The organism is Vibrio sp. AK197 (genome assembly GCF_053903115.1).
This window is the reverse complement of sequence record NZ_CP096430.1, coordinates 623,318-643,006: the sequence shown is the minus strand read 5'-3', so window position 1 is coordinate 643,006 and position 19,689 is coordinate 623,318. Positions and strand designations below refer to the sequence as shown.

Genomic DNA, 19,689 nt, shown 5'->3' with positions numbered 1-19,689 from the left:
CACGCACAAAAAAAGCGAGCTTATTGCTCGCTTTCTCTTTTCAAGCCTTTAGCGTTAAGCCGCCGCTTTTACCGCTTGTAAAGCTGGCTTTTTCTTATCACCGACAGGTAACACAACGCGACCAAATTCGTTGTTAAGCACTTGGGCCATCGCGAAGTAAATCGCACTTGCGCCACAGAAAATGCCGACAACACCAGCGGTAAAACCAATCGCTTCACTGCCAGTAAAGTCACGAATCGCCAGTAACGCAAACAAAATTGTCAGTGAACCAAACACCACACGTTTCGCCACAGGGTAGCAAAAAGTACCGATAAACATGAAGCCAGTAAAGACGCCCCACAATGCTAAGTACCAACCCATGAAATGAGCCGGGCTCGCAGGTAGCCCCATATAAGGCATGACAATCAGACCAACCAAGGTCAACCAAAATAGACCGTATGAAGTAAACGCTGTAGTGCCAAAGGTATCACCACGTTTAAAGCACATGATACCGACAATCACTTGGCTTAGCCCACCGTAGAAGATGCCCATCGCAAGGATCATAGAATCCATAGGGAAAAACCCAGCATTGTGAATGTTGAGGAGAATGGTTGTCATACCAAATCCCATTAAACCTAAAGGTGCTGGATTAGCCAGTTTTGTCGACATCGAATAAAACCCTTTTTCAAAAATATGAATAAAAAATACGCGCGGATTTTAAATGCCTCATCGCCAAAAGATAAGATTGTATTTATGAAAACTAAGATTTCATTTATATGGTTATTGGGTTTATTAAAAACAAAAGCTCAACAAAAGAAGACAAATAATAAAAAATACATTATTAACAGATAGTTAAAAACAAAAGCTCGCCTATCGCGAGCTTTTTTAAATCATTAACCTAATGTAAGGTACGTTATTCTAGAAGTGCCATTTCACTAACAAAGCGGCATTACGCTCATCCGCATCTTTAATACCAAACTTATTGTTCCAGAATGAGTACTCAATGCCTAAATACAGCGGCGAAGACAAACCTAGCAACTTACCAGCGTTCCACTTAACCTGTGATGTCCAGTTCATTTCAGCCGAGTTGGTGTCTGATGCAGAGGACCAGTCTAAGAAACCATCCCATAAGAACTCTGCCCCGCCAACCTCTACCGGCAATCCCCACGTCCAGGTTAACTGCTGATCATCATCAGACTCATCGTTGTCGGCTTGATAAAGGTTAAGGTTGAAATAGTTAAACCCAGGAACATCAAGCGCAAAACCAACGCCATATAAAAAGTTATCAAAACCTTCACCAGATTCCCAAGTTGTTGAGATCAAAACATCTTTTACTGGACCGAAAGAAAGTGAAGAACCAGAAAGATGACTTAAGCTCGCACGAGGAGAAAACTCACTGTAGTTTTCAGTGGTCCCATCATCCCATTTCAAACGGTCTAAGAAGAAGAACGTATCGCCCCAAGAGTGGCCACTGGCATGCTCAAACGTGATGACTTGGCGATCCTTATCGCCGACTTCATAATCACTACCGTTCAAATAACTGACACTAAAGTCTTGCCAGATCATTTCAGCATTAGCCGTCGTTGCCGTTGCCGCCGTGCATAAACCGATGAGCAAAGTCGTCGTGACTTGTTTAAATTTCATTATCTGTCTTCCTTTACATAATTTTTATTAATATCTCCTAACTTGGGGGATGCCCTTTCACTCTGAATGTATTTCCTTAAGCAAATGTGGCTCTATGGTGCCTGCCGCTTTATGGTGGCAATGACTTCACCCCAAGTAAGCTACGCGTAGCAAAAAGCTGACCACTTGGTTAATTTATTTAAAAAAAATCAACAACATTATAATTATCAATAATATATGAATAATTAATCATCCTTTATTATTGATAGGCAGCGTTCTAAACGCATACTTTAGGTGCAAGTTCCCGCTGCCTTTATCCAAAACTGTGCATAAAAACAGACTGTTATAGATCTAGGAATAATAAGTAATGTTGACTGGGGAAATCGCCTAGATGAAATACAGGAGTGAATACACTAGGAGTCAACGCATATCATTGACGACCAAACACCTTGATATGAGACGAGTGGAATCAAACTGGGACCAGTCTGTGGGGCGTTAGAAGGGCACTACGCTATTTTTCTCCACCTAGGAGATGCCGAATAACAGTGTTAATGTGGTGGTTAGGTATTCGCTTGACCTATAAATCAGACAAATACACATCAAAACCCTGAGATAGGAGATTTTACCCTCATGATTCATAAACCTAAACTCACTGGTATCGAGCAGTGATGGTAGTAACACTCGTTGTTGTTTATATCCTTGGTATAGTGACAGCTTTGCATGCCGCCATGACCGCACGGACACCGACTGGCGCGGTCGCATGGGTTATTTCTCTTGTCACCGTTCCTTTTATTGCTATTCCTTTGTACGCCGTTTTTGGACGAAATCGCTTTCAAGGTAGAGTTGAAGCATTTGAGCAGCGAGCCAAAGAAATGAGTAATTTGAAGACCAATTGTGCTCAGCACCTTAGACCGTGGCAAGTTCCAGAAAAACAATGCCCACATTGGTTTCAAGCAACCCAAGACATTTCCCAGCACCCAATCGTCAGCAATAACTCAATGACATTACTGATAAATGGGCACGCGACGTTCGAGAGTATCCTCGAAGGGATCGCGCAGGCAAAGCAGTACATTCTTTTTCAGTTCTACATGATTCGAGATGATGAACTCGGGCAAAAAGTCAAAGCTGCACTCACAAAACGCGCCCAAGCAGGCATCAAAGTGATCGTCTTGTTTGACGAAATTGGCAGTCAAGATTTATCCAAAACGTATGTTAAAGAAATGCGTTCACAGGGTATTGAGGTCAGCTCTTTTAAACCGAACCAAGGATGGTTAAATCGTTTTCAATTGAATTTTCGCAACCACCGAAAAATGGTAGTGATCGATGGCCTCAGCGCTTGGCTCGGTGGGCATAATGTTGGAGATGAGTATTTGGGGCGAAATCCAAAGTTAAGCCCATGGCGAGATACTCATATCAAACTCGAAGGGCCAGCGGTATTACCAATACAATTAACGATATTATCTGATTGGTACTGGGCAACTCGCAAAATCCCGACGGTCAACTGGACTCCCACCGCCTCCCATCAAAGTAATCAGAAAGTGATGGTCTTTCCCACCGCGCCAACAGGCCCATTAGAAAACGCCAACTTGTTTTTTGTCGCCGCCATCAATAGCGCTAAGCAACGTATCTGGTTATCTTCCCCTTATTTCATTCCAGATGAAGCGGTCATGAAAGCATTGCAACTTGCAGCCCTACGCGGGGTGGATGTACGAATAATTACGACAGGCAAGCCCGATAGCCTTCCTGTGTACTTGGCATCATTCCACTATATACAAAAGTTGTGCGAGCTAAACATTCGCTTTTATGCCTATAAGCCGGGGTTTCTACACCAAAAAGCGATGTTGATTGATGAGCATACCTCAAGCGTGGGAACACATAACTTCGACAACCGCTCGTTTCGTCTTAACTTCGAGGTATCGGTGGTGACTGTCGATACAGACCTCGCCAACCAAATAGAAACAATGTTTGAGAAAGATTTCGATAATGCGCAACCAATAGCTCCAGACGCTCTAAAGCAGCGACCTTTATGGTGGTGGTTGGGAGTGAAGTTATCGCGATTACTCGCTCCAATACTATAAAAAAGCCCGCTGTTATGCGGGCTTAATCATCACTGAGTGCTTGCTAGTGTCAAACTCTACGGCCTAACAGTTATTCCCACTCAATTGTCGCTGGTGGCTTACCAGAGATATCGTAAACCACGCGAGAAATACCGTCGACTTCGTTGATGATACGGTTCGATACGCGGCCAAGGAAATCGTATGGCAAATGCGCCCAATGTGCAGTCATAAAGTCAATGGTTTCCACTGCGCGCAGCGAAACTACCCAGTCGTATTTACGACCATCGCCCATAACGCCAACAGAACGTACAGGTAAAAATACCGTAAAGGCTTGAGAGACTTTGTTATACAGATCAGCAGCATGAAGCTCTTCAATGAAGATAGCATCCGCACGGCGAAGTAAATCACAGTACTCTTTCTTAATTTCACCTAGCACGCGGACACCAAGACCAGGCCCAGGGAATGGATGGCGGTAAAGCATGTTGTATGGCAAACCAAGTTCAAGACCAATCTTACGCACTTCGTCTTTAAACAGTTCACGCAACGGCTCGACTAACCCCATTTGCATATCGTCTGGCAAACCGCCGACGTTATGGTGAGATTTAATTACATGTGCTTTACCAGTTTTCGATGCTGCCGATTCGATCACATCAGGATAAATCGTTCCTTGAGCAAGCCATTTTGCATTTTTCAGTTTCTTCGACTCTTCATCAAAAACTTCAACAAACACATGACCAATGGTTTTGCGTTTTTCTTCAGGGTCTGATTTCCCTTCTAACGCTTTAAGGAAGCGTTCTTCCGCGTCAATATGAATGATGTTGAGGCCAAATTTATCGCCAAACATCTCCATCACTTGCTCAGCTTCGTTTAAACGTAGTAGCCCGTTATCAACGAACACACACGTTAAGCGATCTCCGATAGCACGGTGAACCAGCATCGCAACAACCGATGAATCTACCCCACCCGATAGACCAAGAATGACTTCATCATCACCAACTTGTTCTTTGATACGAGCAACTGCATCTTCGATAATGGATTCTGATGTCCATAAGCGTTCACAGCCACAGACGCCCAGAACAAAGTTCTCCAGCATCTGAAGACCTTGTTTGGTATGAGTAACTTCAGGGTGGAACTGAACACCGAAGTATTTCTTCTCTTCATTAGCCATTGCCGCATATGGGCAGGTGTCCGTTGAGCCAACTTGAGTAAAGTCAGCAGGAATTTCGACAACTTTGTCACCGTGGCTCATCCAAACGTCTTGAATTGCATCAAGATCTTTGAATAGAGAACACTCGGTGACGTTCACTTGTGCGTAACCAAATTCACGTTCGTTAGAACCGGCAACTCGCCCGCCTAACTGCTCTGCCATGGTTTGCATGCCGTAACAAACACCCAATACCGGTAAGCCACTATCAAATACATATTGTGGGGCACGAGGTGAGTTATGTTCGGTTACACTTTCAGGGCCACCAGAAAGAATAATGCCGTCAGGATTGAATTCACGAATATCCGCTTCATCTACATCCCAACTCCAAAGTTCACAGTAAACACCGATTTCACGAACGCGGCGTGCGACCAATTGTGTGTACTGAGATCCAAAATCAAGAATCAGAATACGTTGGTCATGAATATTTTTCGTCATTGTGGGCAGTCTTTTAGCTAAGTGAAGAAAACGGAGGCGAGTGTACCCGCCTCACATCAAGGCTTCAAGGAAAAAAGCAAACGTTTACGTAAGCCTAATACCTTAACCTAAACGGTAGTTCGGTGCTTCTTTCGTGATCTGCACGTCATGGACATGAGATTCCTGCATGCCCGCACCAGAAATACGGACGAATTCCGCTTTAGTTCGCATATCTTCGATAGTCGCTGAGCCTGTAAGACCCATACTTGAACGCAAACCACCCATTTGCTGGTGAACGATCTCTTTTAGGCGACCTTTGTACGCGATGCGACCTTCAATACCTTCAGGCACAAGTTTGTCTGCCGCGTTGTCTGTTTGGAAGTAGCGATCAGAAGAGCCTTGAGACATTGCGCCCAGAGATCCCATACCACGGTATGATTTGTACGAACGACCATTGTAAAGAATGACTTCGCCTGGAGATTCTTCCGTTCCAGCGAACATTGAACCTACCATCACACACGATGCGCCAGCAACGATGGCTTTACAGATATCACCTGAAAAACGAATACCGCCATCAGCAATCACCGGAATACCGTATTCATTCGCCACTTCGACAGCATCAGCAATCGCGGTAATTTGTGGAACCCCTACCCCAGTAACAATGCGAGTCGTACAGATAGAGCCTGGGCCGATACCCACTTTTACAGCACTCACACCCGCTTCAATCAGAGCTTTTGCTCCGGCGCCCGTTGCCACGTTACCACCAATGATATCAAGATCTGGGTAAGCAGCGCGGGTATCACGGATACGTTGTAGAACGCCTTCTGAGTGCCCGTGAGAAGAGTCAATCAAAAGCACATCGATACCAGCTGCAACCAGAGCCGCAACACGTTCTTCGTTACCTGCACCCGCTCCCACGGCCGCGCCAACACGTAAACGACCACGATCATCTTTACATGCATTTGGTTTACGTTCTGCTTTGTGGAAGTCTTTTGCGGTGATCATACCGGTCAGCTGGAATTCATCATTCACAACCAGAACTTTCTCAACACGCGCTTCATGCATTTTTTCTTGTACTTCAGCGCGAGTAGCACCTTCTTGAACGGCAGCCAAGCTCTCTTTCGGCGTCATCACTGAAGCGACTTTTTTGCTCAAATCTGTTACAAAGCGTACATCACGCCCGGTAATAATACCGACCAATTCGTTGCTTTCAGTCACCACAGGAAAACCAGCAAAGCCATGTTTTTCGGTTAACGCAACCACATCGGCAATGGTCGCATCAGGGCTGACTGTTACAGGGTCTGTAACCACACCTGCTTCAAATTTCTTAACTTTACTGACTTCTGCCGCTTGTTGTTCAATCGACATGTTTTTGTGAATAAAACCAATACCACCTTCCTGAGCAAGCGCAATCGCAAGGCGAGCTTCAGTGACCGTGTCCATGGACGCGGAAATCATAGGAATGTTCAGGTTTATGTTTTTGGTCAACCGAGTGCGAAGATCGGCTGTATTTGGGAGAACGGTGGAGTGTGCTGGTACGAGTAATACGTCGTCGAAAGTCAGCGCTTCTTTGGCAATTCTTAACATTTGCAATATCTCACAACAAGAGGTTTAAAAAAGTAAATCCAAGCTTTATCGTTTCGCGTAATAAAGTCATTTGGATTAGATATTGCGGAGGGATTATACGGCGAACGAAATCGCTTGGCTACACATTTTTATATATTTTATTTGCATTATCCCCCTTGATATGTATTATATTGCCGCTAATTTCCATACTCATGTCTTAGGAATTAGCCCACTCATATGACCAATCAAAATATATTCACCGTTTCACGTTTAAATGCTGAAGTACGTTTGTTACTAGAAAATGAAATGGGAATAGTTTGGCTGGTGGGCGAAATCTCCAACTTTTCTGCGCCTGTTTCTGGGCACTGGTACTTCACACTAAAAGATAGTCGTGCGCAGGTTAAATGCGCGATGTTCAAAGGGAACAACCGCCGCGTCACCTTCAAGCCCCAAGCTGGCAATCAAGTATTAGTCAAAGCGCGTTTATCGCTTTATGAACCTCGTGGTGATTACCAGTTAATTATCGAATCAATGCAACCTGAAGGCGATGGTCGTCTACAGCAGCAGTTTGACGAATTAAAAATGAAGCTGGCTGCCGAAGGCTTGTTTGCTCAAGCTCTCAAGACACCGCTTCCCGAGCATCCTCAACGTGTCGGGGTCATAACGTCTAAAACCGGTGCCGCTTTATACGATATTTTAGATGTGTTAAAACGCCGAGATCCAAGTTTGCCTGTCGTTGTTTATCCAACGCTGGTTCAAGGAGAGGAAGCGGCTATTCAAATCGCTCAAGCGATTGGTCGCGCAAATGCACGCGCCGAATGTGATGTTTTGATCGTTGGCCGGGGCGGTGGCTCACTGGAAGACTTGTGGTGTTTTAACAATGAAATCGTCGCTCGCACTATCGCGGCGAGTCAAATACCAATTATCAGTGCTGTTGGCCATGAAGTGGATGTCACCATTGCCGACTTCGTTGCCGATGTTCGTGCACCGACCCCCTCAGCAGCAGCCGAACTCGTCAGCCGAGATAATAGCCATAAGCAGCAAGTATTCCAGCAGCGTCAGCAGAATCTAGCGAGCAGTATGCTGCACTATTTTTCTAAACAGCAGCATCAGCTCTCCATGCTATCGCACCGCCTGGAACGTCAACACCCGCGCCAACGCTTAATGCAGCAAGCGCAACAACTTGACGATCTACAAATACGCTTAGCGCGTGGTATACAGCACCAACTCTCTCAGCAAAAGCAAGGTTTACAACGGTTAGAGCATCGACTAGCTTTGTGTTCTCCTCAATATCAATTGAGTCATCAGCAAAATCATCTTCAGCAGTCGACACGTCGTTTACACGACGCACTGAAGCATCAATTACTCAACCATCGCCATCAACTTTCCTTAGCGGCTGAAAAGCTTGATACCGTAAGTCCACTCGCGACACTAAAACGTGGTTACTCGATTACACAATCAGCAGATGGTGATGTCATTACCGATGCCTCCTCGTTGCAGTCAGGAGACAAAGTCATTACTCGACTTGCATCAGGCGAGTTCAAGTCAACGGTCGATTAGTCCGTTTTGGCAATAAATCGAAAAGTTAAACGCGATTTCGATTTAAGTTCATTACAGTGATTACAAAAGTAACTTGCCGCACCGCACGCCTGTAATTTTTCAAGTTGATGACCGCACTCGGGGCAATCGGCTTGTTTTTGATAACGTTGGCTGCATGCTTTGCACACATACCCATTATCCCATTCAAGAGACTGCTGACAGTTAGGGCATATATTGTCACTCATCATTGGGTTCCTCAGTAAAGCGCATATCCAAATGGTAAACGTTGCGATCGTTAATCAGCATTGATCTTCATCACAATAGACAAGTAACGATCTATATTAGCGCCCATATTGACGATAGATTGAGCGTAGTCGGCGAAACATACGCACTCCTCTACCCCCTGCCTGTTGATCGAAAAAGATCCTTTGACGATCGGAGGCTTAATACTCTTTGTTCAGCGATCTGCCCTTAAAAGAACTTTTATATAACCACATACCGAAAGCATAAGTTACATGTGCTGCATTTGGATTTAAGATAGACAAATATCCTGATTTTTATATTTTTTATCTTTAATTCAGTATTAAATAAAAAGATCGCTTATTGCGATGGCGCAATTACATGCGTGTGCATTTCGAGATTTTGTTCATCAATCTTCACTAATCGTACCTGACACTCAGCGATATCTGCGAGTGACTCAATATGAGTCCCACCGCAAGGAATAACCGCGAGTTGTGGCTCGTGTAGATCGCACTGCCAATAGCGAGAATCCGTTAGACTAGGGCCCTCACAGCGCATTGTCACTTTTGAATCTAGCGCTAGCCACTCTTTAAGTTGTTGATTAACAGAGTTTTCTATCGAAGATAACTGTTCAATCACCTCAGCACTGTTTAAACCTCGCTTACGCAACGTTTTCCCCAATCGATAACAATCGACACATTGGTCGGTAGTCACCGTACTTGTTTGCTGAGCATAACTATTGAAATCTCGGTGACCAAGCGTATCTTTACGCTCTGCATCCTTTCGCCAGTAGGCTATATCGAGCACTTTGTTAAGGGCTAAATACGCTAAATGTCCTGCGCTATGGCCTCGGCTAAGTGCACGTTGGTAGTTCTCATCAACAGATAATTTCACTATATCGCCGACTTTAACAGTACAATTATCTAAAACTCGATGTACTACAACAAACTCCCATCCCGGTGTATCGCGTTTTACGGGAATATTCTCACCTATCCATAATTGTTGGCTTTGATGTTCAAAGGCTCCAACCAAACAATCAACGACCGCCACTGATTGAGCTTCGCTACAAATAACGCCCTTATCCGCCGGATGGTCTGGCCATATATGACTCACAGGGTGAAAAGGTGAAATATCGGTAACAATGTCTAGGCCTCCCTCGCAGGGTTGAATCCATTGTACCGACGCATCTAACTGCCAAATTTGATGGCAAAAACGAATGTGGGTTGCGCTAACTATCATGCTCATTCCTTTTGATTGATGACAAAACCTAAAGATAAAAAAAGCGCCAACGATCTTCATCGTTCGGCGCTTGATTCAATCAAGAAAACTATTTCTTGCGATCTTTCATCATACTCATTAGGCGCTTACGCTTTCTCTCCTGAGATAATGTCGCTTTAGTGGTTTTCTTCTCAAATGGGTTTTCGCTGTTTTGGAATTGGATACGAATTGGCGTTCCCATGATCTCCAAAGACTTGCGATAGTAATTCATCAGATAACGTTTATACGAATCTGGAAGTTCATTCACCAAGTTGCCATGGATAACAATAATCGGTGGGTTATAGCCTCCAGCGTGAGCGTATTTTAATTTTACTCGACGGCCACGAACCATTGGCGGCTGATGATCTTCCGTTGCTATCTTCATGATGCGAGTCAACACGGACGTACCGACACGAGTCGTTGCCGATTTATACGCTTCTTGTACTGATTCAAATAAGTGCCCAACCCCAGTGCCATGCAACGCGGAAATAAAGTGAATACGGGCAAAATCAACAAAGCCAAGACGGCGATCCAATTCTTTCTTCACGTATTCTTTTACTTCGGAATCTAAGCCATCCCACTTATTCACGGCGAGAACAATCGAGCGACCGGCGTTAAGAGCAAAACCTAATAAACTCAAATCTTGGTCAGAGATATTTTCGCGTGCATCAATGATCAGCATCACCACGTTCGCGTCTTCAATGGCTTTCAATGTTTTAACCACTGAGAACTTTTCTACGGTTTCATTAATACGCTTACGACGACGAACACCCGCAGTATCGATAAGTACATATTCACGTCCATCACGTTCCATTGGAATGTAGATGGAATCACGGGTTGTACCCGGCATATCGTAAACAACCACACGCTCTTCGCCAAGAATGCGGTTGGTCAATGTTGATTTACCAACATTTGGACGACCAATGATCGCCAGTTTAATGGGTTGGTCTTGAAGACGCTGGAACTCTTGTTCTGCTTCTTCTTCCGTAAACTCAAGTTGCTCTTGCTCTGGTTGTTCATCGCCAGTCAGATCTTCGATCTGCTGTGACTCTTTAAGCAATTTCTCTGCAAATGGGTTAAGAACACGGTCAATCAGCGAGCTAACACCACGTCCGTGAGCTGCAGCAATCTGGTACATGCTTTCCATCCCCAATTGCCAAAAATCGGCACTGGCAGCGTCAACATCAATACCATCGACTTTATTCACGACCAAGTAGCTAGGCTTTTCGGTGCGACGTAAATGATTGGCTATCGACACATCCGATGGGGTGAGACCTGCGCGACCATCAACAAGGAATAGGACGACATCTGCTTCATCAATTGCCGCTAGCGATTGACGCGCCATCTCATTTTCAACGCCTTCTTCACTGCCATCAATCCCTCCGGTATCGATAACAATAAACTCGTGTTCACCAAGCTTTGCTTGACCGTATTTACGGTCACGGGTGAGGCCCGGGAAATCGGCCACCAACGCATCTCGAGTGCGCGTTAGGCGGTTAAACAGCGTCGATTTACCCACATTCGGGCGGCCCACGAGGGCAACAACAGGTAACATAGTAACCTCTACAATATTTCTTTCTATGTAGTTATAGGTAAGGATAGCGGGCTTTGCGCTGTCTTTGCCTATAACCACACACTTTAGGATTTAACTCAACAAAACGGCCCCTAGCTGTTACCAACCAGGAGCCGACTGCGAATTATATCACGTTATTATTCGTTGATCGTTAGTTTCTTTACTTCGCCTTCGCGAGTTACCAGCACATAACCATCATCGAGTTGGATTGGTGCCACGGCAAAACCGCTGCTGTCGACATGTTGCTGAGCAACAAACTCACCACTATCACGATCAAGCCAATGCAGATACCCTTCGCTATCGCCAACCACTAAGTAACCATCAATAATCGCTGGTGCCGTTAGTAGACGATTTTCAAGTTCATCATTGGTCCAAATTTCAGTGCCGCTACGCGCATCTACCGCCGCTAAATGGTCATCTTGCGTTACGACGAAAATACGGTTGCCATCCGAAGCGAGATCGGTGGCCGATGAATACTGGCGTTTCCACGCTGGCTTACCAGAACGCAGATCAATGGCGGTGAGCTGACCGTTGTAACCGGCAATGTATAATACAGGGCCAATAACAACTGGGGTTGCATCCACATCCACTAAACGGTCGATTTCAGTCGCACCTTGCGGAGTGCCTATCGGCTGTTGCCAAATAAGCTGGCCACGGTCAACAACCGCTGCCGCTAAGCGACCATTTGCCGTACCCCAAAATACACCACCACCAGCCGCAACCGGTTGGCTATCACCGCGTAAGGTGAGGTTAGGCACCTCGGTGCTAATGGTCCATTTCTGTTCGCCAGTACTTTGGTCAAGCGCAACAAGCATGCCACGGCTGGTATTAACGATAACCAAATTGCTGTCGGTCGTAGGTGCAGCAAGTACTTCACCTTCGACATTACTGTGCCAAACTTCTTCACCGCTTTCTGCGTTGAGCGCCGTGACACTGCCGTTTTCACTACCGATAAAAATTTTATCGTAGCCAGCGGTGATCCCGCCCGACAAACGAGCTGGCACATCTTTTTCTAAATCAATTTGCCAAACCGTTTTCCCGTTTTCTGGATCAAGGGCTTTGACGAGTCCACTTCGACTCGCGACAAACACATGATCATACGCGTATTCAGGCTTTAGCTTAGAGTAATATTCACCAACACCATCAGCTATAGACGTCGCCCAATCCATTTTAGGAGTGAATTGGTTGTCTACACTTGGCACCGGTGCCATGACAATGGTGTCTTCCTCACTGGCACAGCCAGCAAGCACACCCATCACCACGGCCGAGATTAGAGCTTTACGAAGCAATGTTTTCATTGTTCACGCCTTGTTATTTGGCCAAATCATCCAATTTCATTTGCAGCGTCTGGCTTGCGTCCTGAGCTTGTTGAGCTTCGGTGTATGCAATATAAGCCGCGTCATTGTTACCTTGGCTTAATTGAATATCACCACGCAATTCGGCAACGCGACCTTTCCAAGATTCAGCGCTGATCTGCTTGAGATCATCAAGTGCGGCTTGATAGCTTTGCTGATCTGCGTGTAAACGCGCGAGACGGTAGTTAATCACCGCTTTCAACGCATCATCCGATGTTGCACCTTTCGCCCAAGTTAGCTGCTCAATTGCAGCATCAGCTTGCTCGGCCTCTACTTGCACTTTTGCCAATTGCAGAGCAGCCAGAACCGAGTACTCTGTGTCTTTATTCGCATCAATAAAGCTTTGTACAGATGACTGAGCATCAGTCCCTTGTTCCTGCAGTGAGGTCATCGTCGCCGTGTAGGCTTTCGAAGCAGCTTCTTGCGCCTCGGTGACTGTGTCTTGATAAAAACGCCAACCAAAAATGCCGCCTAAGCAAATAACTAAACCAGCAACAACAGGCTTGCCATTTTCTTTAAACCACTCTTTAATCTGTTCAACTTGTTGTTCTTCAGTATCGTAGAGTTCCACTTCCTGCCCTCTTAAATCTAAAAAAATGGTGATATCAAATCACCATTTTGAATTTGAGTCGTTAACTTAAATAAGTTCTGCCAGTTTGGCGGCAACGTCACTTTGTGCATAAGTGGTTTGCTCACCACCGACGAGGTCTTTCACCACCACTGTGTTATCTGCCACTTCATTTTCGCCGAGAACTAAAGCAACTGCGGCGCCAACTTTATCCGCACGTTTAAATTGTTTCTTAAAGTTACCACCGCCAAAGTGATTCATCACTCGCAGGCCAGGAACTTGTTCGCGCAATTGTTCGGCGAGTTTCATTCCCGCCATCATTGTGCCTTCCCCAGCAGTGACAACATAAGCATCGACACTACGGCGGACATCGTTAAGTTCTAACGTTTCTAGCATCAGAACTAAACGCTCAAGGCCCATGGCAAAACCAACGGCTGGCGTCGCTTTGCCGCCAAGTTGTTCAACAAGGCCGTCATAACGTCCACCGCCACATACTGTACCTTGAGCACCTAGGCTTTCGGTGATCCATTCAAAAACAGTGCGGTTATAGTAATCCAAACCACGCACTAAACGTTCGTTAACTGTGTATTCGATACCTGCAGCATCAAGAAGTTCACGTAATCCAGAAAAATGTTGTTTAGATTCATCATCTAAATAATCAGAAAGACGCGGGGCATCCCCCAAAATAGCTTGAATCTCTGGATTCTTAGTGTCGAGTACACGCAAAGGGTTTGTGTACATTCTACGTTTGGCGTCTTCGTCTAATACCTCAGTATGTTGTTCAAGGTATTCGATCAACGCCGTACGGTAATTTTGACGAGCCTCTAGTGAACCGATTGAGTTAAGTTCAAGGCGAACGTATTTATCGATACCCAACTCACGCCATAGACGCGCTGTCATCATAATCAGCTCGGCGTCGACGTCAGGGCCATCAATACCAAACACCTCAACACCGCATTGGTGGAATTGACGATAACGACCTTTTTGAGGACGTTCATGGCGGAACATTGGCCCCATATACCAAAGGCGTTGCTCTTGGTTATACAGTAAGCCGTTTTCAATACCAGAACGAACACAACCTGCTGTCCCTTCAGGACGCAAAGTTAGGCTGTCACCGTTACGATCTTCAAAGGTGTACATCTCTTTCTCAACCACATCAGTGACTTCACCAATCGCACGGCTAAACAGATGCGTCATCTCGACAATCGGCATACGCACTTCGTTATATCCATAAGCGCTGATGACATTTTTGGCGGTATTTTCGAGTTTTTGCCACAGTGGAGACTGGGTTGGGAGGCAGTCGTTCATGCCTCGAATTGCTTGAATAGTTTTTGCCACAATACTTACCGTAATTCTGGTTGAGAAAATTAATCTTTGATATTGATGTTGATACGATTTTGCTCGTCCATCATCGATGCTTTTGCGCGGATTTTGGCTTCAAGCTGATCCACAAGATCATTGTTGTCAAAACGCTCTTTTTGACGTTTACCGTCTTCATAGAAAGCGCTCTTTCTGGCACTGCCCGCTAACCCTAGATGCGAAACCTCTGCTTCACCAGGGCCATTGACCACACACCCGATGATTGAGACATCCATTGGAGTGAGAATGTCTTCAAGACGCTGTTCAAGGGCATTCACTGTACCAATGACATCAAATTCTTGTCTCGAACAACTTGGGCAAGCAATGAAGTTAATGCCTCGCGAGCGAATACGCAGCGATTTCAAAATATCGAAACCCACTTTGATCTCTTCAACCGGGTTAGCCGCCAACGAGATACGTAACGTATCACCAATACCTTCTGCCAGTAGCATACCTAAACCGACGGAAGATTTCACGGCTCCAGCACGAGCACCACCAGCTTCTGTAATACCAAGATGCAAAGGCTGATCAATCTGTTTTGCCAGCAAACGGTAAGAATCCACCGCAAGAAAAACGTCAGACGCTTTTACGCTAACTTTGAACTGGTCAAAATTGAGACGGTCAAGAATATCCACATGACGCATCGCCGATTCCACCAGTGCTTCTGGTGTCGGCTCGCCGTATTTCATTTGCAGATCTTTCTCAAGCGAGCCGCCGTTAACCCCAATTCGAATCGGAATGTTCTTATCACGAGCACAGTCAACGACTGCGCGAATGCGATCTTCTTTACCGATATTACCTGGGTTAATACGTAAGCAATCAACACCATATTCCGCCACTTTCAACGCAATACGATAGTCAAAATGGATATCAGCCACTAAGGGGACTTGGACTTGCTGTTTAATCAGCTTAAACGCTTCCGCCGCTTCCATGGTCGGCACCGAGACACGAACAATGTCTGCACCCACTTTTTCCAAAGAACGGATTTGCGCCACTGTTGCTTCTACATCAGTGGTTCGAGTATTGGTCATGGACTGAACCGCAATCGGTGCGCCATCACCAATAGGAACGTCGCCCACATAAATTCGTTTAGATGGACGACGTTTAATCGGAGATTCGTGTTGCATAGTAATATCTAAGGTAAGGTGAATCGTGCTACTTTGCCTGAAGTATACCCAGAAAGGTCGACAGGTTCACTTGCTAATGTCATTGAGACGTTTTCTGGAGCGCCTAAAACGACACGATACGGCTTAGCACCATCCAATTCTAGACTTTGTCCGGCTTTTTTTACGCCTGTCGCTAAAGTTCGACCCGACGCATCTTTAATTTGAATCCAGCAATCCGCTTCAAAGTTCATCACCAATAAATTTGGCGACACCACTGGCGCTGTATTTTCTTGTATTTCAGTGTCTTGCTGTGAGTCTTGAGCGTCAACAACCTCCTCGTCCGTGATCGCGGCATCAAGACTATCTTCGACAGATGGTGTCTCTTCTTCAGCAGCACTGTTCTCTTGCGGGTCAATTTGTGTCTCTTCCGCATCTTCTAACGCTTCTAACGATACAAAATCTGTCTCCGACGCAGACATAGGAGCATCACTTTCAGGTATGTCTTCCACTTGCGCTTGGCTTTCTGCTGGCGGAGGCGTGAGATCATCATTTTTTTGGTTTTGCCACCACCACACCGATGAAATACCAATGATGACAGCAAAGATCCCCCAAGTGAGTAACATAATACGACTGTCATGCTTGTCGGTCTTGGTTTTACGCGAGAAGCTTTGCATCTCATGTTCTTCAGAGCGAACACCACCTGTGCTCTCAAGCGCACCCAACACCTCACTCTCATCAATACCCACAGCCTTGGCGTAAGAACGTAAATAGCCACGAGTGAAAGTGGCAACCTGACCATCCTCATATTGATTTTCTTCAATATTTTGAATAAGGGTTAAACGCAAACGTAGTCTATCTGCAATCTGCTTTTGGCTCAGTCCGAGCTCTTCACGTTTGCGCTTTAAAATAGTTCCTGGCTGAAGTTGAGATGGTTGGGTCTGTTCTAATTCGCTTTCAATACTCATACGGAGTGCTATCTCTTTTATTGTGTGCCAGATGCTTTGTCACTTTTGTTCTTTTCCTTTAGTAGTGACACCGGATCAGGCTAAATGTTTGGAAATTGGGTCATAAAGATCCGCCTATTTTGATGAAATAGTCTCAAATAGGATAAATCAATTAGTTAATTCAACATTCTAATAGATATTAGTCAATACACAACACGAGGAAGGTTTAGAAATCGCAGACGGGTCAAGCTTTTTCCCAAAATTAACAAACGAGTGACTTCAACCTGTCGTCTTGCATATAAAAAAGCCGGAGTAACAACTCCGGCTTATAAAACTGATTTTACTGCATGGCTTTAACTGGGATCGTCTCACCTTTCGCCGCAGCAAGCATTTTAGTTCGTTTAGTACGATCAATGACATCGCCGACCAGCTGGCCACAGGCTGCATCAATATCATCACCACGGGTTTTACGCACAGTAACAGTATGACCAAGCTGCATCAACGTCTTTTGGAAACGGTCAATGCGTGAGTTGCTGGGTTTCTTGTAAGGCGATCCTGGGTATGGATTAAACGGAATCAAGTTAATCTTACAAGGCGTATCTTTCATTAACTGTGCCAATTCACGAGCATGGTCCATATCATCATTCACGTGATCTAGAAGTACGTACTCAACCGTTACTTTACCTCGGTTTGCATTAGAAGAGGCAATATAACGGCGAACAGACCCAAGGAAGTCGTCAATGTCCCAGCGATCGTTAATCGGCATAATTTCACTACGCAGCTGATCGTTTGGTGCATGCAAGGAAATAGCCAAAGCAACATCGATTTTGCCGGTCATTTGATCGAGCCCAGAGACAACGCCGGACGTTGAAACGGTAACGCGACGTTTTGATAATCCGAATGCATTATCATCTAGCATCAACTCAAGGGCGGGCAAAAGGTTTTTCATATTAAGCAGTGGCTCACCCATTCCCATCATCACCACGTTGGTAATTGGACGACGCCCCGTCTCTTTTTCTAAACCAATTTCACGCGCCGCTCGCCATAACTGACCAATGATTTCAGACACTTTTAGGTTACGGTTAAACCCTTGCTGAGCGGTTGAGCAGAATTTACATTCAAGCGCACATCCGACTTGAGATGAGATACATAACGTCGCGCGATCATCTTCTGGAATATACACGGTCTCAACATCTTGATCGCCAACATTCATAGCCCATTTAATGGTGCCATCAGACGAATGCTGAGCTTCTGATACGGTAGGCGCTGTGACTTCACAACGCTCAATCAGCTTAGCTTGCAGCTTCTTGTTGATGTTGGTCATCTTTTCGAAGTCATCGACACCGAAATGGTAGATCCACTTCATAACTTGATCGGCACGGAATGCTTTTTCACCCAGCTCTTCAGCGAAAAATTCACGCAGACCTTTGCGATCAAAATCGAGTAGATTGATTTTTTCAGTGGTCATGAAACCTCACAAATGACGGAACGATAATTAAGGGCGCGAATTGTACAGCCTTTATTCAACGACAACAAGGGGTGTAACACCCTGTAATTACTAAGGCATTAAAAACGCAATGATTAAAGTTTATACAACAAAATAAAGGTGTAAATCGTCGCTTAAGATGCGATCAATCACTCCGCAATTTGCTGCTTGATTTGAGCCACAATGGCGTTCAAGCCGTTGCTTCTTGATGGGCTTAAATGCGCAATCAACCCGGTTTGTTGAAAGTAGTGTTGAATATCAAACTGCTCGATTTCAGCGCCCGTCTTGCCATTAAACGCCGCCATCACCAATGCAATGAGGCCACGAACGATACGCGCATCGGAGTCAGCACAGAAAAACCACTGCTTGTCATGTTGCTCTCCCACGAGCCAAACCTGGCTTTCACATCCCGAAACTTTGACTTGCTCGGTTTTGAGGGTATCCGGCATAACTGGCAGCTTTTTCCCCCACTGAATCACTTGGCGATATCGATCTTCCCAACTGGTGAGGGGCTGCATCGTGGTAACCACATAATCGGAGTCTATTTCAGGACCAAACGGAGAATAAGGCAATGCGGACATACAGTGCTCCCTAAGCGTTATAATGCTTTTGAATCAGTTTTTCGATGATTCGCGAGACGGCGATAAACCCAAAACTCGCAGTCACGACGGTTGCGGCACCAAATCCACTGGCGCAATCCATACGCTTAGGCCCTTCTGCGGTTGATTTAACCCCGCAGACGCTGCCATCCGCTTGTGGGTATTTCAGTTGCTCGGTCGAAAAAACACAATCAATACCAAATTTACGCTGCGGGTTCTTCGGGAAGTTGTGGTGACGGCGCAAGGTATCTTTGAGCTTTTTCGCCAATGGATCTTGAATGGTTTTGGTTAAATCGGCGATTTTAATTTGTGTCGGATCGGTTTGCCCACCCGCACCACCGGTGGTGATCACTTTAATTTTATTACTACGGCAATAGGCCAGCAGAGATGCTTTTGCCTTTACGCTATCAATCGCATCCAGCACATAGTCGTACTCTTTTGACAAATACTCGTGCTGGTTGCTTGGCGTAATAAAGTCATCGATGAGGTTTACTTTACAATCTGGGTTAATCAGCGCAATGCGCTCAGCCATCACCTCGATTTTGCTTTGCCCTACGGTCCCGCTCATAGCATGAATTTGGCGATTGATATTCGTAACGCACACGTCATCCATATCAATCAGAGTCAGTTGGCCAATACCGCTGCGTGCTAGCGCCTCAGCAGCCCATGAACCCACCCCACCAATACCGATAACACAAACATGTGCCGCACGAAGAACCTCGACTTGTTGATCCCCATATAGGCGGCGAGTGCCCCCAAATCGCTGGTTATAACTGTCAGAAGCTGGCGTCTCAAGTTCACGCATAATCAATGCCCA

17 protein-coding genes are annotated in these 19,689 nt (G+C 45.5%); 2 read left to right on the top strand and 15 right to left on the bottom strand.

The annotated features are described in order from the left end of the window. Positions 1-54: 54 nt before the first annotated feature. Positions 55-648 carry an acetate uptake transporter gene (locus M1D72_RS10070; RefSeq protein WP_390191327.1) on the bottom strand — a complete coding sequence of 198 codons (594 nt, stop codon included), beginning with the start codon at positions 646-648 and terminating at the stop codon, positions 55-57. 249 nt (positions 649-897) lie between these two features. Further along, complete coding sequence (locus M1D72_RS10065; protein WP_456296792.1) at positions 898-1,623, bottom strand: outer membrane protein OmpK; 726 nt, start codon at positions 1,621-1,623, stop codon at positions 898-900. Between the two features lie 647 nt (positions 1,624-2,270). Here M1D72_RS10065 and cls point away from each other — a divergent pair. Next, positions 2,271-3,680 carry a cardiolipin synthase gene (gene cls, locus M1D72_RS10060; protein ID WP_456296791.1) on the top strand — a complete coding sequence of 470 codons (1,410 nt, stop codon included), beginning with the start codon at positions 2,271-2,273 and terminating at the stop codon, positions 3,678-3,680. Positions 3,681-3,750: 70 nt separating this feature from the next. Here the strand turns inward: cls and guaA are convergent, their stop codons facing one another. Together guaA and guaB are read right to left on the bottom strand one after the other, a co-directional pair. Beyond that, a complete protein-coding gene (gene guaA, locus M1D72_RS10055) occupies positions 3,751-5,301 on the bottom strand; it encodes a glutamine-hydrolyzing GMP synthase (protein WP_456296790.1) in 1,551 nt (516 codons plus the stop codon). 102 nt (positions 5,302-5,403) lie between these two features. After that, positions 5,404-6,867, bottom strand: a complete 1,464-nt coding sequence (gene guaB / locus M1D72_RS10050) for an IMP dehydrogenase (RefSeq protein ID WP_390191337.1) — start codon at positions 6,865-6,867, stop codon at positions 5,404-5,406. A 216-nt stretch (positions 6,868-7,083) separates the two neighbouring features. On the opposite strand from guaB, the gene xseA reads away from it, so the two are divergent. Beyond that, the gene (xseA, locus tag M1D72_RS10045) at positions 7,084-8,406 is read left to right on the top strand and encodes an exodeoxyribonuclease VII large subunit (RefSeq protein ID WP_456296789.1); all 1,323 of its coding nucleotides are present in this window, start codon (positions 7,084-7,086) and stop codon (positions 8,404-8,406) included. Here xseA and M1D72_RS10040 read toward each other — a convergent pair. From M1D72_RS10040 to tcdA, 11 genes are all read right to left on the bottom strand, one after another. Next, positions 8,403-8,630 (bottom strand): zinc ribbon domain-containing protein, encoded by a 228-nt coding sequence (locus tag M1D72_RS10040; protein ID WP_456297378.1) that lies wholly within the window; start codon positions 8,628-8,630, stop codon positions 8,403-8,405. The two genes, xseA and M1D72_RS10040, sit on opposite strands and share 4 nt — an antisense overlap. 355 nt (positions 8,631-8,985) lie before the next feature. Further along, positions 8,986-9,864: an alanyl-tRNA editing protein gene (locus tag M1D72_RS10035; RefSeq protein ID WP_456296788.1), complete on the bottom strand. Its 879-nt coding sequence runs from the start codon at positions 9,862-9,864 to the stop codon at positions 8,986-8,988. Between the two features lie 88 nt (positions 9,865-9,952). Then, positions 9,953-11,437 (bottom strand): ribosome biogenesis GTPase Der, encoded by a 1,485-nt coding sequence (gene der / locus M1D72_RS10030; RefSeq protein WP_456296787.1) that lies wholly within the window; start codon positions 11,435-11,437, stop codon positions 9,953-9,955. A gap of 155 nt (positions 11,438-11,592) precedes the next feature. Next, positions 11,593-12,753 (bottom strand): outer membrane protein assembly factor BamB, encoded by a 1,161-nt coding sequence (gene bamB / locus M1D72_RS10025; protein ID WP_456296786.1) that lies wholly within the window; start codon positions 12,751-12,753, stop codon positions 11,593-11,595. Between the two features lie 13 nt (positions 12,754-12,766). Further along, the gene (locus M1D72_RS10020; RefSeq protein WP_456296785.1) at positions 12,767-13,381 is read right to left on the bottom strand and encodes a YfgM family protein; all 615 of its coding nucleotides are present in this window, start codon (positions 13,379-13,381) and stop codon (positions 12,767-12,769) included. Positions 13,382-13,447: 66 nt separating this feature from the next. Beyond that, on the bottom strand, positions 13,448-14,716 hold the full coding sequence (gene hisS / locus M1D72_RS10015) for a histidine--tRNA ligase (RefSeq protein ID WP_456296784.1): 1,269 nt from the start codon (positions 14,714-14,716) through the stop codon (positions 13,448-13,450). A 29-nt stretch (positions 14,717-14,745) separates the two neighbouring features. Further along, the gene (gene ispG / locus M1D72_RS10010) at positions 14,746-15,864 is read right to left on the bottom strand and encodes a flavodoxin-dependent (E)-4-hydroxy-3-methylbut-2-enyl-diphosphate synthase (RefSeq protein WP_456296783.1); all 1,119 of its coding nucleotides are present in this window, start codon (positions 15,862-15,864) and stop codon (positions 14,746-14,748) included. Between the two features lie 8 nt (positions 15,865-15,872). Next, a complete protein-coding gene (gene rodZ, locus M1D72_RS10005) occupies positions 15,873-16,808 on the bottom strand; it encodes a cytoskeleton protein RodZ (protein WP_456296782.1) in 936 nt (311 codons plus the stop codon). Between the two features lie 319 nt (positions 16,809-17,127). After that, on the bottom strand, positions 17,128-18,255 hold the full coding sequence (locus tag M1D72_RS10000; protein WP_456296781.1) for a bifunctional tRNA (adenosine(37)-C2)-methyltransferase TrmG/ribosomal RNA large subunit methyltransferase RlmN: 1,128 nt from the start codon (positions 18,253-18,255) through the stop codon (positions 17,128-17,130). A 167-nt stretch (positions 18,256-18,422) separates the two neighbouring features. Continuing rightward, entirely contained in the window at positions 18,423-18,854 is a 432-nt protein-coding gene (gene csdE, locus M1D72_RS09995; RefSeq protein ID WP_456296780.1) for a cysteine desulfurase sulfur acceptor subunit CsdE, read from the bottom strand. Between the two features lie 10 nt (positions 18,855-18,864). Then, positions 18,865-19,677 (bottom strand): tRNA cyclic N6-threonylcarbamoyladenosine(37) synthase TcdA, encoded by an 813-nt coding sequence (gene tcdA, locus M1D72_RS09990; protein ID WP_390191360.1) that lies wholly within the window; start codon positions 19,675-19,677, stop codon positions 18,865-18,867. Positions 19,678-19,689 lie beyond the last annotated feature (12 nt).

Excerpts from the sequence above, each read along its gene's own strand:
- M1D72_RS10000 (WP_456296781.1), bottom strand. The coding sequence starts at position 18,255 with ATGACCACTGAAAAAATCAATCTACTCGATTTTGATCGCAAAGGTCTG.
- bamB (WP_456296786.1), bottom strand. The coding sequence starts at position 12,753 with ATGAAAACATTGCTTCGTAAAGCTCTAATCTCGGCCGTGGTGATGGGT.
- guaA (WP_456296790.1), bottom strand. The coding sequence starts at position 5,301 with ATGACGAAAAATATTCATGACCAACGTATTCTGATTCTTGATTTTGGA.
- M1D72_RS10035 (WP_456296788.1), bottom strand. The coding sequence starts at position 9,864 with ATGATAGTTAGCGCAACCCACATTCGTTTTTGCCATCAAATTTGGCAG.
- M1D72_RS10065 (WP_456296792.1), bottom strand. The coding sequence starts at position 1,623 with ATGAAATTTAAACAAGTCACGACGACTTTGCTCATCGGTTTATGCACG.
- M1D72_RS10070 (WP_390191327.1), bottom strand. The coding sequence starts at position 648 with ATGTCGACAAAACTGGCTAATCCAGCACCTTTAGGTTTAATGGGATTT.
- csdE (WP_456296780.1), bottom strand. The coding sequence starts at position 18,854 with ATGTCCGCATTGCCTTATTCTCCGTTTGGTCCTGAAATAGACTCCGAT.
- guaB (WP_390191337.1), bottom strand. The coding sequence starts at position 6,867 with ATGTTAAGAATTGCCAAAGAAGCGCTGACTTTCGACGACGTATTACTC.
- xseA (WP_456296789.1), top strand. The coding sequence starts at position 7,084 with ATGACCAATCAAAATATATTCACCGTTTCACGTTTAAATGCTGAAGTA.
- der (WP_456296787.1), bottom strand. The coding sequence starts at position 11,437 with ATGTTACCTGTTGTTGCCCTCGTGGGCCGCCCGAATGTGGGTAAATCG.
- M1D72_RS10040 (WP_456297378.1), bottom strand. The coding sequence starts at position 8,630 with ATGAGTGACAATATATGCCCTAACTGTCAGCAGTCTCTTGAATGGGAT.
- rodZ (WP_456296782.1), bottom strand. The coding sequence starts at position 16,808 with ATGAGTATTGAAAGCGAATTAGAACAGACCCAACCATCTCAACTTCAG.
- ispG (WP_456296783.1), bottom strand. The coding sequence starts at position 15,864 with ATGCAACACGAATCTCCGATTAAACGTCGTCCATCTAAACGAATTTAT.
- tcdA (WP_390191360.1), bottom strand. The coding sequence starts at position 19,677 with ATGCGTGAACTTGAGACGCCAGCTTCTGACAGTTATAACCAGCGATTT.
- cls (WP_456296791.1), top strand. The coding sequence starts at position 2,271 with ATGGTAGTAACACTCGTTGTTGTTTATATCCTTGGTATAGTGACAGCT.